The organism is Fictibacillus sp. KU28468 (genome assembly GCF_026153615.1).
GTDB lineage: Bacteria > Bacillota > Bacilli > Bacillales > Fictibacillaceae > Fictibacillus_C > Fictibacillus_C marinisediminis.
Genome location: NZ_CP110666.1, coordinates 2,571,973 through 2,585,524 on the forward strand (window position 1 = coordinate 2,571,973; position 13,552 = coordinate 2,585,524).

13 protein-coding genes are annotated in these 13,552 nt (G+C 44.6%); all 13 read right to left on the reverse strand.

Features of this window, described 5'->3' with window-relative positions; translation table 11 throughout:
* Positions 1 to 4: 4 nt before the first annotated feature.
* The 13 genes from hslU to ylqF all read right to left on the reverse strand — a co-directional run bounded on the left by hslU (position 5) and on the right by ylqF (position 13,549).
* A complete protein-coding gene (gene hslU, locus OKX00_RS13320) occupies positions 5 to 1,402 on the reverse strand; it encodes an ATP-dependent protease ATPase subunit HslU (RefSeq protein WP_053354501.1) in 1,398 nt (465 codons plus the stop codon).
* Between the two features lie 17 nt (positions 1,403 to 1,419).
* Positions 1,420 to 1,962 (reverse strand): ATP-dependent protease subunit HslV, encoded by a 543-nt coding sequence (gene hslV, locus OKX00_RS13325; protein WP_062231737.1) that lies wholly within the window; start codon positions 1,960 to 1,962, stop codon positions 1,420 to 1,422.
* Positions 1,963 to 1,986: 24 nt separating this feature from the next.
* Positions 1,987 to 2,862, reverse strand: coding sequence for a tyrosine recombinase XerC (xerC, locus tag OKX00_RS13330; protein ID WP_156418852.1), 876 nt, complete (start codon positions 2,860 to 2,862; stop codon positions 1,987 to 1,989).
* An 87-nt stretch (positions 2,863 to 2,949) separates the two neighbouring features.
* Positions 2,950 to 4,254: an FADH(2)-oxidizing methylenetetrahydrofolate--tRNA-(uracil(54)-C(5))-methyltransferase TrmFO gene (gene trmFO, locus OKX00_RS13335; RefSeq protein WP_062231733.1), complete on the reverse strand. Its 1,305-nt coding sequence runs from the start codon at positions 4,252 to 4,254 to the stop codon at positions 2,950 to 2,952.
* 18 nt (positions 4,255 to 4,272) lie between these two features.
* Complete coding sequence (topA, locus tag OKX00_RS13340) at positions 4,273 to 6,348, reverse strand: type I DNA topoisomerase (protein ID WP_256225760.1); 2,076 nt, start codon at positions 6,346 to 6,348, stop codon at positions 4,273 to 4,275.
* 135 nt (positions 6,349 to 6,483) lie between these two features.
* Positions 6,484 to 7,359: a DNA-processing protein DprA gene (gene dprA, locus OKX00_RS13345; protein ID WP_265407679.1), complete on the reverse strand. Its 876-nt coding sequence runs from the start codon at positions 7,357 to 7,359 to the stop codon at positions 6,484 to 6,486.
* Positions 7,360 to 7,421: 62 nt separating this feature from the next.
* Positions 7,422 to 8,336: a succinate--CoA ligase subunit alpha gene (gene sucD / locus OKX00_RS13350; RefSeq protein ID WP_091005419.1), complete on the reverse strand. Its 915-nt coding sequence runs from the start codon at positions 8,334 to 8,336 to the stop codon at positions 7,422 to 7,424.
* A gap of 36 nt (positions 8,337 to 8,372) precedes the next feature.
* Positions 8,373 to 9,533: an ADP-forming succinate--CoA ligase subunit beta gene (sucC, locus tag OKX00_RS13355; RefSeq protein ID WP_062231727.1), complete on the reverse strand. Its 1,161-nt coding sequence runs from the start codon at positions 9,531 to 9,533 to the stop codon at positions 8,373 to 8,375.
* A 202-nt stretch (positions 9,534 to 9,735) separates the two neighbouring features.
* Positions 9,736 to 9,918, reverse strand: a complete 183-nt coding sequence (locus OKX00_RS13360; protein ID WP_062231725.1) for an alpha/beta-type small acid-soluble spore protein — start codon at positions 9,916 to 9,918, stop codon at positions 9,736 to 9,738.
* Positions 9,919 to 9,977: 59 nt separating this feature from the next.
* Positions 9,978 to 10,247 carry an EscU/YscU/HrcU family type III secretion system export apparatus switch protein gene (locus OKX00_RS13365; RefSeq protein WP_265407680.1) on the reverse strand — a complete coding sequence of 90 codons (270 nt, stop codon included), beginning with the start codon at positions 10,245 to 10,247 and terminating at the stop codon, positions 9,978 to 9,980.
* Positions 10,244 to 11,794, reverse strand: a complete 1,551-nt coding sequence (locus OKX00_RS13370) for a hypothetical protein (RefSeq protein WP_265407681.1) — start codon at positions 11,792 to 11,794, stop codon at positions 10,244 to 10,246. The genes OKX00_RS13365 and OKX00_RS13370 overlap by 4 nt, the downstream gene beginning before the upstream one ends.
* 19 nt (positions 11,795 to 11,813) lie before the next feature.
* Positions 11,814 to 12,593 carry a ribonuclease HII gene (locus OKX00_RS13375; RefSeq protein ID WP_265407682.1) on the reverse strand — a complete coding sequence of 260 codons (780 nt, stop codon included), beginning with the start codon at positions 12,591 to 12,593 and terminating at the stop codon, positions 11,814 to 11,816.
* Positions 12,594 to 12,688: 95 nt separating this feature from the next.
* Entirely contained in the window at positions 12,689 to 13,549 is an 861-nt protein-coding gene (ylqF, locus tag OKX00_RS13380) for a ribosome biogenesis GTPase YlqF (protein WP_265407683.1), read from the reverse strand.
* Positions 13,550 to 13,552: the final 3 nt, after the last annotated feature.

Sequence of the window (13,552 nt, forward strand, 5' to 3'; positions counted from 1 at the left end):
CCTCCTACAGGATATACTGGCTTAAATCCTTATTCTTTGCGATTGTCGCAAGTTTTTCTTCTACGTACTCTGGTGTGATCTTTATGGCATTCATTGTTACATCAGGTGCTTCAAAGGACAGATCTTCAAGCAATCGTTCCAGGATGGTATGAAGTCTTCTTGCACCAATATTATCGGTTTCCTGATTCACTTGGAAAGCAATACTTGCAATCTTAGAAATAGCTTCGTCAGAAAATTCAAGATTTATACCTTCTGTTGCAAGCAACGCTTTGTATTGTTTTAAAAGGGCATTATCCGGCTCTATTAAGATCCGGGTAAAATCCTCGACAGACAGCTTTTCAAGTTCTACCCTGATTGGAAAACGGCCCTGCAGCTCAGGTATGAGATCTGAGGGTTTTGCCATATGAAACGCACCTGCTGAGATGAACAGAATATGATCTGTCTTGATGGATCCGTATTTCGTCATGACGGTAGATCCTTCAACGATCGGCAGGATATCACGCTGTACACCTTCTCGGGAAACATCAGCGCTGTTTTGGTTCTTACCTGCAATCTTATCAATCTCATCAATAAATATAATACCTGTTTGTTCGGTTTTGTAAACCGCATCACTTGTGACTTCATCCATGTCGATCAGCTTGGCAGCTTCATCCTGCGTGAGCACTTTTCTGGCCTCGGAGACCGCCAGTTTGCGTTTTTTCTTTTTCTTGGGGACGATGCCTCCAAGCATATCTTGCATGTTAATGCCGAGCTGGTCAAGTCCTGCGCCTTGAAACATATCCATCATGGAATGATTCTGTTCTTCCACTTCAACGGTTACAAGATGGTTCTCAAGCTCTCCAAGAGCGAGTTTATGGGCCATCTGCCTGCGCTGCTGGCTGATCGATGCATCATCTTCTTTGTCGCTTGGAGCTTGGGCATTATTGCTGTTGTTAGAACCAAAAAACATTTCGAGCGGATTTTTATAGGATGATTCTTTTTGTTTTCCAGGAACCAACAGTTCAACAAGCCGTTTATTGGCGTTCTCTTCCGCTTTATCTTTTACATCATGCATTTTTTGTTCTTTAACAAGACGGATCGATGTCTCCACAAGGTCCCGGACCATGGATTCAACGTCCCGGCCGACATAACCTACTTCTGTAAACTTGGTAGCTTCCACTTTAATAAAAGGGGCGTTCACTAGCTTTGCCAGCCTTCTTGCAATTTCGGTTTTTCCGACACCGGTCGGCCCGATCATCAGAATGTTTTTAGGAGAGATCTCGTCTCTAAGCTTTTCATCAAGTAATCCTCTTCGATACCTGTTCCTTAAAGCAACAGCTACCGCTTTTTTCGCGTCTTTTTGGCCGATGATATACTGATCAAGCTTCTCAACAATCTGCCTTGGAGTTAAATGTGTGTTCATCTCTTCCCACGCTCCTTCTACAGCTCTTCCAAAATAATTTGGTCGTTTGTATAAACACAGATTTCACCGGCAATTTCCAAAGCCGCTCTTGCGATTTCGGCAGCTGACAGATGAGGAGCATTTCTTTTCAAAGCCCTTCCCGCAGCAAGCGCATAGTTGCCGCCGGATCCGATCGAAAGAATGCCATCATCCGGTTCGATGACCTCCCCGGTTCCAGAAATGAGCAGGAGACTTTCTTTGTTCATGACGATCAGCATGGCTTCAAGCTTCCTCAGCACCTGGTCGGTACGCCATTCTTTGGCGAGTTCGACACTGGCACGTGCGAGGTTGCCACTGTATTCCTCCAGTTTGGCTTCGAATTTTTCATACAGCGTAAAAGCATCCGCAACTGAACCTGCAAATCCGGCGAGTACTTTTCCACCGAAGAGTCTTCTAACCTTCTTGGCAGAATGTTTCATGACTACGGCATTGCCAAAGGTAACCTGGCCATCGCCTGACATCGCAAACTGTCCATTATGGTGAACGGCAAAAATAGTCGTTGCATGGAATGTATGGGTCATTAAAAAATCCCTCCTTACTTTCATTTATGCACGAGGATGAGCGTTATTATAAATTTTTTTCAAATGTTCTTTTGTGACATGAGTATAGATCTGTGTAGACGAAAGATGAGAGTGTCCGAGCAATTCCTGCACGGCCCTCAGATCAGCGCCTTCGTTTAATAAATGGGTCGCAAACGTGTGGCGCAGGACGTGAGGGCTGATATGTACGGTTAACGTCGTTTGCTGAATCATGCTGTTTAATACATTTCTGACGGAACGTGCAGAAAGAGAACCTCCTTTATAGTTAAGGAATAGTGTTTTTACAGGCTGGCCGGCTTTCTCTGCAAGCTGTTTTCTTCCATCTTCAATATAACGAGTCAATGCTTCTATCGCATAGCTGCCCAGAGGCACATACCTTTCTTTTTTACCTTTTCCTTTAATGAGCACCGTTTCTATGTAAAAATCGATGTCATCGAGCTGTATCTTGCAGCATTCACTCACCCTGATACCTGTCCCGTAAAGAAGCTCCAAGATGGCCTGGTTTCTCTGACCCAGCGGATCAGACAGGTCACTGACATGAAAAAGCTGTGCCAGTTCTTCCTCATAGATAAAATGGGGAATGCTCTGGCCTTTTTTGGGCAGAGATGCGGCAGCAAACGGATTATGTTCAACAATCTTTTCCCGGTTAAGAAAACGATAAAAGCTGCGGAGAGACGAAATTTTTTTGGCGACCGTCCTTCTGGAATAGGACTGCTCGTGAAGCCACGTCAAATAATGTCTCACCAAAAGATAAGAAACAGCAGCGAATCCTTCGATTGCTTGCTGTTTCATAAACGTCTTGAAGTGTAAGATCGCTTTTTCGTAATTTTCCGTTGTATGATGTGAACTATTTTTTTCTATTTGCAAATACTCGATAAACATCTTCAAATAGCGGTCATTTAAATCCACTTATCACACCTCACAAAGCCCCTAAATCGTATCACAGATTAGGGGCAATGACAAGTAAGTTCACAAATTTGTTATAAAATTCTGAATTGTTTCCAGAGCTCGATCAGCCAATGCTTCATAACGCTCTTTCTTGTTTCTAATGCGGGTTTCAAGAGCAGGAAGCAACCCAAAGTTCGCATTCATCGGCTGGAAGTTCTTCGCATTAGCCGTCGTAATGTAATGGGCCATGCTGCCGATTGCTGTTTCCTGTGGGAACTCCAGAAGCTCTTTTTCTTCCATAAGCCTTGCCGCATTGATTCCGGCGATCAGTCCCGATGCTGCGCTTTCCACATAGCCTTCAACACCTGTCATCTGGCCTGCGAAGAAAAGATCCTGTCTGTCTTTAAACTGATAGGTCTTCTCCAAAAGATTCGGGGAGTTGATAAATGTGTTTCTGTGCATCACACCATAGCGGACGATCTCCGCTTTTTCAAGCCCGGGAATCAGCTGAATGACTTCCTTCTGCGGTCCCCATTTCAGATGCGTTTGAAAACCTACTATATTATAGAGAGTTCCTGCGCTATTATCCTGTCTTAGCTGAACGACTGCATATGGCTGTTTGCCGGTTTTTGGATCCTCAAGCCCTACTGGCTTAAGCGGGCCGAACAGCATCGTTTTCTTGCCCCTGGAGCCCATGACTTCGATCGGCATGCAGCCTTCGAAGAAAATCTCCTTTTCAAACTCTTTTAAAGGCACCGTTTCAGCAGAGATCAACGCTTCATAGAAACGGTCAAATTCCTCTTCTGTCATCGGGCAGTTTAAATAAGCAGCCTCACCTTTATCATAGCGGGATTTTAAATAGACTTTGTCCATATCGATGCTCTCTACATCGATGATCGGTGCTGCCGCATCATAAAAATACAAATAATCCTCGGATGTCAGTGTTCTTAATGACTCTGATAGTTCCTTTGATGTGAGCGGGCCTGTAGCGATCACAGTCGGCCCTTCAGGAATTGACGTTACTTCCTCTTCAAAAACCGTAACGTTCGGATGATTCTTAACCCGATCTGTAACCATCGCAGCAAATTCGTGGCGGTCGACGGCAAGGGCCCCTCCAGCCGGCACCGAACAATCATCCGCTGAAGCAATGATCACCGAATCCAGCTTTCTCATCTCTTCTTTCAGCACACCAACCGCATTGGTCAATGTATTGGAGCGAAGGGAGTTGCTGCAGACAAGCTCTGCAAACTTATCTGTATGGTGAGCTGGCGTCTGTTTCTTTGGCCTCATCTCATATAAGTGGACTTTAATTCCTCTTTTGGCGATCTGCCAGGCTGCTTCACTTCCCGCTAGCCCGGCGCCGATTACATTTACAAAATCGTTCATTCTGTGAAAAACTCCCCTTTAACCTTGCTCCTCAGTGTAATCACAAGAGATACACTGTACAACTTTTCCTTTTTTCGTCTTCTTTTCAACAAGAATTTTACTGCATTTCGGGCATGTTCGGCCGACAGGTTTATCCCATGAAACAAATTCACACTCTGGATACCTGCTGCAGCCATAAAAGATTCTCCGCTTTTTGCTCTTACGTTCGACGATTGTTCCTTCATGGCATTCAGGGCATTCAACACCCGTGTCTTTTACAATTGGTTTTGTGTTCCGGCATTCCGGAAAATTGGAACAGGCCATAAACTTGCCATAGCGCCCCATCTTAAAGACCATTTCGTGCCCGCACAATTCACAGTTCTCACCGGCAGGTTCATCTTTGATCTCGACTTCCTTCATTTCCTCTTCTGCGACAACCAGCTGTTTTTCAAAGCTTTTATAAAACTCATCAATAACTTCGTTCCAATGCTTGTCGCCGTCTTCGATTTCATCGAGATCCGTTTCCATCTGAGCAGTGAATTCTACGTTAAACACTTCTGAAAAGAATTCAAGTGTCAGTTCAAGAACGACTTCTCCCAGCTCGGTAGGCTGAAACTTCTTGTCATCGAGCATAACGTAGCCTCGCTTTTGGATCGTATCCAATGTCGGGGCATACGTTGAAGGGCGTCCAATACCGAGTTCTTCCATTGTTCTGACGAGCCTGGCCTCACTGTACCTTGGAGGCGGCTGTGTAAAGTGCTGAGTCGGTTCGATTTCTTGTTTTTCGGCCGTCTTGCCTTCTTCAAGATTCGGCAGTAAACGGTCTTCATCTTTCTTGCCGTCATCGTTTCCTTCAATATATACCTTCATGAATCCAGGAAATTTCACTTTTGAACCATTGGCACGGAAAATTACTCCCTGATTCTCGAGATCAACAGTCATGGTGTCCAAAACAGCTGAAGACATCTGGCTCGCAATAAAACGCTCCCAAATTAATCGGTATAACCGGAGCTGGTCACGGCTCAAATACTCTTTTAATTCTTTAGGATGTTTGGAAGCAGAAGATGGTCTGATCGCTTCATGGGCATCCTGTGCATTTTTGCCCTGTTTTTTCTCTGCACGATTACCTTGGTCTGCATACTCCTGACCATATTCTTCTGTAATGAAAGTTTTCGCTTCCTCTTTTGCAAGATCTGAGATCCGGGTGGAATCCGTTCTCATATACGTGATTAGACCGACCGTGCCTTCTTTTCCGAGGTCGATTCCTTCATACAGCTGCTGTGCAAGCATCATCGTTTTCTTCGCTCTGAAGTTCAGCTTTCTTGCTGCTTCCTGCTGCAATGAAGAAGTAATGAAAGGCGGTGCAGGATTACGTTTTCTCTCCTTCTTCTGAACCGAAGCGATTGAAAAGGTATTTCCTTTGAGCTTGCTTAAGACTTCCTTGACTTCCTCTTCATTCGATAACTCTTTCTTCTTGCCGTTGATACCATAAAAATTGGCTTCAAACTCTTCTTTGCCATAGGAGAAAGCGGCTTTAATCTTCCAGTATTCTTCAGGAATAAAAGCCTTGATTTCTTTTTCTCTCTCCACGATCAAACGAAGAGCTACGGTCTGTACCCTTCCGGCACTGAGGCCTTTTTTCACTTTCTTCCATAATAAAGGGCTGATCTTATAGCCTACGAGACGGTCGAGTATACGGCGAGCCTGCTGGGCATCAACGAGATCCATGTTTATCTTTCTCGGTCGTTTAAACGAGTCTTTAATAGCATTCTTTGTAATCTCATTAAAAACAACCCGGCATTCGGAATCCAGATCAATATCCAGGCTGTGGGCAAGGTGCCAGGCGATCGCTTCGCCTTCTCTGTCGGGGTCAGATGCGAGAAAAATCTTTTTTACTTTTTTGGCCGCTGTCTTCAACTCTTTTAAAACAGGCCCTTTTCCCCTGATCGTTATATATTTTGGATTATAATTCTCACTAATTTCTACTCCCATTTGGCTTCGTGGCAGATCTCTAACATGGCCCATCGACGCCTTAACGATATATTTGCTTCCCAAATACTTCTTTATCGTTTTTGCTTTGGCGGGAGATTCAACGATTACTAAATACTCTTCCATTTTCAGTGCATCCCCCTTTAAGGGTTTAATCAAATCTTCCCTATTATTAAATAGACTCTCATCATTTGTCAAACGGTTTTCAATTATTGCCAATCGAATAAAGAGAAATAACAGGGACTAATACTTCATTCTGACCTAATATATCAAACTTAATTCACTTAAAATATCCTCAGCTTCCATTACAAGCTTGGCTCCCTGCTGAATCAGGCGGTTAGTGCCTGATGCACATTCATCCAATATGGACCCTGGAACAGCAAATACTTCCCTTCCCTGTTCCATTGCTTGATCTGCTGTAATAAGAGAACCGCTTCTTTCCCGCGCTTCCACAACGAGAGTACCACGGGTTAATCCGCTGATGATTCTGTTCCTTTGCGGAAACTGCCATTTTCTTGGCGGCAGATCATACGGATACTCAGACAAGAGAAGGCCTTTTTTTGTAATCCGGTGTGCCAAGGCTGTGTTGGCCTTGGGGTAAATACGGGCAATTCCTGACCCGAGTACTGCAATCGTACTGCCTGACTGCGTTAAAGTCAATTCATGGGCATGGGTATCGATCCCTGCAGCAAGCCCGCTGACCGTTACCCAGCCTTTTTCCAGCAGGGGCATAAGCACTTTATTCAGGCTTTTTAATCCGCCCTCGGTGGGATTCCTGGTTCCTACTACACTAATAGCGAGAGGAGCTGACAGCGCCTCTGTGTTCCCTTTGCTGTACAACACCCAGGGCGAATCAAAAATATGGCGGAGAGGAACGGGGTAATGACTATCAAAATATGTATGTATTTTTATATTATGCTTTCGGTATGTTTGTTCGATGGAGCGGTAAGACAGCTTCCGGATATCTTCTAAAAAATCATTGCTGTTCTGATGACTCATACGGAACCGTTCTATAAGCTCTTTCTTGCTCAATTGAAAAACAGCTTTTAACTCCGGGTCAAATGCTAAGAATGACTGGATGGCTTTCCACCCTGCTCCGCGGCAATGATGAAGAAGAATTAACCGTTCTCTGTCCATAGTCTCCTCCAATAAAACCAAAATTTTTTTAAAAAAAGCTCCCAAAAACGGGAGCTTTATGCTTATACATTCGCTTTATGAGTTGTGCAGCGGTCAAGAAGCCCTTTTTCCTTAAGTGCAGAAACAAGTGTTTCTCCCATAACTGAAGGAGTTTCAGCGACTTTAATTCCGCATTCCTGCATGGTTTTGATTTTTTCGGCAGCAGTACCTTTACCGCCGGAAATGATCGCACCGGCATGGCCCATACGTTTTCCTGGAGGCGCTGTTTGTCCGCCGATGAAACCGACAACAGGTTTTTTCATGTTGGCTTTTACCCATTCAGCAGCTTCTTCTTCAGCTGTTCCGCCGATTTCACCGATCATGATGACAGCATAAGTATCTTCATCTTCATTAAATGCTTTTAGCACATCAATGAAATCTGTTCCATTTACCGGGTCTCCGCCGATTCCTACTGCTGTAGATTGGCCGATTCCGCGCTGTGTAAGCTGGTGAACCGCCTCATAAGTCAATGTTCCGGAACGGGATACAACCCCAACGTGCCCTTTTGTATGAATGTACCCAGGCATGATACCGATCTTGCACTCATCTGGCGTGATAACACCCGGGCAGTTAGGACCGACAAGACGAGTTTTCTTGCCTTCCATGTAACGTTTTACGTTAACCATGTCCATAACCGGAATACCTTCTGTAATACAGATAGCAAGATCAAGTTCTGCGTCAACTGCTTCCACGATGGAATCAGCGGCAAATGCAGGCGGAACATAAATGACAGAAGCCGTAGCACCTGTTGCTTTAACCGCTTCTTCAACTGTATTGAAAACAGGAAGGCCTTCTACTTCCGTACCGCCTTTACCCGGTGTAACACCGCCGACAATTTTCGTTCCATATTCAAGCATCTGCTGTGTGTGGAACAGGCCTACAGATCCTGTAATCCCTTGCACGATGACCTTTGTGTCTTTATTGATAAAAATACTCATCTATTTTCTCCACCCTTCTACCTTATTTCGGGGAATTTATTTTACTAAAGAAACGATTTTCTCAGCACCGTCTGCCATGGAATCTGCAGAAGTAATGTTCAATCCAGATTCATTAAGGATTTTCTTGCCAAGCTCTACGTTCGTACCTTCTAAACGGACAACCAGCGGCAGGTTTAACCCTACTTGTTTTGTAGCTTCAACTACTCCGTTAGCGATAACGTCACATTTCATTATTCCGCCGAAAATGTTAACGAAAATCCCTTTAACTTTTTCATCAGAAAGGATAATTTTAAATGCTTCTGTTACTTTTTCAGCAGTTGCACCGCCGCCTACATCAAGGAAGTTGGCAGGGTCTCCGCTGTAGTGTTTGATGATGTCCATCGTTGCCATAGCAAGACCAGCGCCATTAACCATACATCCGATGTTTCCATCAAGGGAGATGTAGCTCAAGTCATATTTGGAAGCTTCGATCTCTTTTGCATCTTCTTCTTCAAGATCGCGGTACTCAAGAATGTCCTTTTGGCGGTAAAGCGCATTTGAATCAAAGTTTAACTTCGCATCAAGTGCCATTACGTTGCCGTCACCTGTTACAACAAGCGGGTTGATTTCTGCGATAGAGCAGTCTTTTTCAACGAAAGCTTTATAAAGTCCCATCATGAACTTTGCCGCTTTGTTCACAAGCTCTTTCGGGATGTTGATGTTGAATGCTAAGCGGCGAGCTTGGAATGCTTGAAGCCCGATCGCTGGGTCGATGACTTCTTTGAAGATTTTCTCAGGCGTCTTTTCAGCCACCTCTTCAATTTCAGTACCGCCTTCTTCAGATCCCATCATGACAACGCTTGATGTTGCGCGGTCAAGCACGAGGCCGATGTAATATTCTTTCTTGATGTCGCAGCCTTCTTCGATAAGCAAGCGTTTAACTTCTTTGCCTTCAGGGCCTGTTTGATGAGTGACAAGCACTTTCCCCAAAATTTCATCCGCATATGTACGAACTTCATCAAGGTTTTTAGCCACTTTAACACCGCCGGCCTTTCCTCGTCCGCCAGCGTGGATTTGAGCTTTAACAACAGTAACAGCGCTTCCTAATTCTTTTGCAGCTTCAACTGCTTCTTCTACGGAATACGCTACTTTACCGTTAGGAACAGCCACACCGTACTTTCTTAGTACCTCTTTACCTTGATACTCGTGGATATTCATTCTCCATCCTCCTATCATGTTCAAAACTAAACTACCGATACCATTTTATATAATAGAAGCCGAACTGTCTACCATTCTACAGAATTATTGCAAACGCATTCACCTAATTTCGACATTTTTACATATTAAAAACTACACAATATGTAATAAAATAGGAGATATATCGCCTCATACTGCTTCTAAATGAAAAACAAAAAGCAGGTTATTCATCCCTGCTTTTTGTTTCTTTCCTGCCGTTCGATTTTTCTTTTTTTCTGTCTGGCTTTTTTTCCGTAAAATCCCGTTCTGCAGCCGGACGGTAGATCCCGAATTCTTCGCCGATCTCTTCCCTGTACTGATTGAGCATCGAGTCGACACCAGGAACAAGCAGTTTTCTTCTTGGCATGATGGACGCCTCCTTTTTTAATATAGGATGCCCAATCACACTAAAAATATCGTCTCCTGTCAATGCTGTCCCTGATCCACTTGGTAGATGAACGCAAATACTTCTGCGACCACTTCATAGAGTTCTTGTGGGATTTTTTCATTGATCTCCAGCTGTGAAAGAAGTGCCACAAGGGAGGGATCCTTCTGGATGGGAATATTGTTTTCCTGTGCCACCGATAAAATTTTTTCTGCTGTTTTTCCCGTTCCTTTTGCTGTCAGCTTGGGCGCCGCCATATTCTCATGATAGGAAAGGGCAGCGGCACGAGATAGTGTTTTCTCTTTATTCATATTCGCAGATCAACTCCCTTCATAGGCTCAGGAGCGCTTTTAGCCAGTGCTGGCCGCTCCTTGCCTCCGCCCATTATCATAACCCCTGATAAGTGGTAATCGATTTGTTTGAGAGACTCCCGAAGCATCTCGATACGGTCCTGAGGTATCTTGTTGGCTTTCTCCTGGCCGTTCCAGATCTGCAGGGAGAGGATGCGGTTCTGAATCGTTACTCCTACTGTTGTTTCTTTCATATTTTCAAGCTGTAAAATAAAGAGAATTCGGCAAAAATCACTGTCGATTTCACCAGTTTCTGTTTTTTTTCCTTCCCATCTCACGGTAAGGTCAGCCGCCTGTATGCCTAACATCATCGGAAGCTGAAGCAGGACTTGTTGAACGTTCTCCTGGCTTTGGAGCATGTTCAGCTGAAGCCCGGTTATCTTATGCAGTACCTTTTCAGCCTGTGTTCTGAACGCTGCTGTCATCTTCTCGTTACTCTCAAGTACTTGAAGAAGGAGTGACTTTACACTTTTGTTCACTGCTTCTTCCTGAGACTGTAAGGATTGCAACCTTGCTTCATGAAACAGGCCAAGATGGTCAACCTGCTTCTTAATGGCTGCCGGCAGCCTGTCTTTGCTGTGGTCGGATAAAAGTAAGGATTGAACGAAAGCACGATCTTCTTCAGGAAGTTCAGGCAGAAGCTTCAAAAGCTGGGTCATCGCTTGTTCCCGGCTTACACCCTGCTTTGAGAAAAATTTCTCCATATCATCGTTGGCTGCTGTTCCGTTTCCTTTTGACGTGCTGCCGGCTTTGATTTCCTCCAATGTCCTGGCAGGATCCAGCCACCCGGCTTTTTTTAGTAAATATTCTAGCTGCCCGGCTGTTTTTGGCTGTTTTTCGCTTACTAAGGCATCAAGAATCGCTGCTGCCGGCTCTTCCAGTGATACAGCCACAGAACCTTTTAATACACCGTTTAACGCTTGCTTCAGCTCGTTTAACAGTCCGGCAGGTTGGTGATTATCGATCATATTCAGGAGCCTCAACAGCTCTGTCCGCAGCGGGCCTGTTTTTTCATAAGCTTCCATGGCCCTGAACGTACCTTCTGTCAATGGAATATCCCGGTTCGTCATCTGGTGAAGAATTTCTGCTGTTTTCGGTTCATTGTTCTGTGAAATTCGAAACAAATCCGCAACTGTTGCCAGCTGTTCTTTTGTAGCAGGCAGTTTGGAAGTCAGCAAAAACTGAGCGGCCATTCTTGCTGCAGGATCTTTAGGAAATCCGAGCTGTGCTGCCACAAATTCTGCAGAATTCATTTTACCGCCTTTTATGGCTCCCAGTTTCTTTAACGCCAGGGGTTCGGTTTGACTGACTTCAAACCAATAGCTTTCTCCTGCTTGAAGGGCGGTTTCCAGCAAAGCTGTCCTAACCTCTCCCTGCAGAGACAATTTCGCCACATTTCCTGGCAATATTTGCAATACCTTTGCTGCCGTCAGCTGTCCTTGCACCAATGCGGATCTGTTCTTGAAGGTTCCAAGCAGGGAAAGGAGCTCCCCGTTTTCTACTCTCATAAACTGCTCCTCCTTAAGCTTAAAGCAGTGAACCTTGCAGTACAGGAGAAAAGGATCGTCGGTGTTCCTCAACTGGACCGAATCTTTCCAATGCTTCAAGGTGCTCCTTCGTGCCATAGCCCATGTTTTTATTAAAATGATATTGAGGGTGGTTCCTGTGCAGCTTCTTCATATACCGGTCTCTAGTCACCTTTGCAATGATGGATGCGGCCGCAATAGAAACACTTTTTGCGTCCCCTTTGATGATTTTGGACTGGGTAACAGCAAGGGGAAGTTCCATCGCATCAATCAGCAGATGATCAGGCTGCTCCTTCATAGCTCCGACTGCTTTTACCATCGCTTTCTTGGAAGCTTGATAGATATTAATTTCATCAATTTCCTGTGCGGTCACCAGACCGATGCCGATCGAAACCGCGTTTTTCATGATTTCTCCAAATAATTCTTCACGCCGCGATTCACTGAGCATTTTTGAATCATTCAATCCTGGTATGTATGTGCCTGGTTTTAAAATGGCTGCAGCTGCAATCACAGGGCCTGCAAGAGGGCCTCTTCCCACTTCATCAACCCCTGCGATTACATGCTTTCCTTTACTGGTCCACTCCTTCTCAAACACCATCATCTGTTCATAGCGATCCTTGAGCAGCCGGGCAGATTCCAGTGCTTTTTCATGTCCCAAAATGATTTTCTTAACTCCGGAACGTTCATCACTCTGAAGTTCATCTATAAAAGCATCAAGCTCATTTTTTTCTTCTTTAAGCGCATGGATTCTTTCTTCAATTTCCTTGATCGTAAGTTTCATCGTCAACCTTCGCTTTCTATGTATATCGGCCATCATGAATTAATCATTTAGCAGTTCAGGTTTATTATAAAGAAAATAGGCACGCTTGTGCGTGCCTACTGGATAAAATCTTTTGGTCTTTCATACGACAATCTGCCCAGTTTTTCAGAACGTATGTCGCGCAGCACTATTTCTGCTGTCTTCTCATAATCGATATAGCCGCCGCTCATCAAACAACCGCGTTTTTTTCCAATCTCATCAAAAAGGACGATCGGGTCTTCTGGAATCGACTCAAGATTGTATCGTTCCTGCAGCCGAGCAGGATAGTGATCCTTAAAATACTTAAGCGCAAACAGAACAATCTCCGAAAAATCAAGAAGTGTTTCTTTGATGGCTCCTGTTACAGCCAGCTTCAGCCCAATGGATGGATCCTCAAATTTCGGCCAAAGAATACCCGGTGTATCGAGTAATTCCAGTGCTGAACCCACTTTAATCCATTGCTGTTTTTTGGTGACACCCGGTTTATCACCGGTGACCGCAATGTTTTTTCCTGCCATCCGGTTGATGAGCGTGGATTTTCCAACATTGGGAATTCCAAGGATCAACGCTCGGACAGCTCTTGGCTTAACAATGCCTTTGGCTCTCATCTTATCGAATTTTTCCTTGACCAGTTCTTTTGCTTTTGTCTCAATACGATTAATGCCCTGGCCCGTTTTAGAATTAATCACAAGAACAGGGAGGCCTTTCTGCTCGAAATAGTCCGACCAAAGTTTTGTAACCTCCGGATCCGCCATATCCGCCTTGTTTAATAACAGCAGCCGCGGCTTTCCGGCTGTAATCTCGTCAACCATCGGATTGCGGGAGGCAAGGGGCACTCTCGCATCTACCAATTCAAAAACAACATCGATCAGTTTAAGTTTTTCTGTAATTTCTCGCCTGGCTTTTGCCATATGGCCAGGAAACCATTGGATGGTCATTCC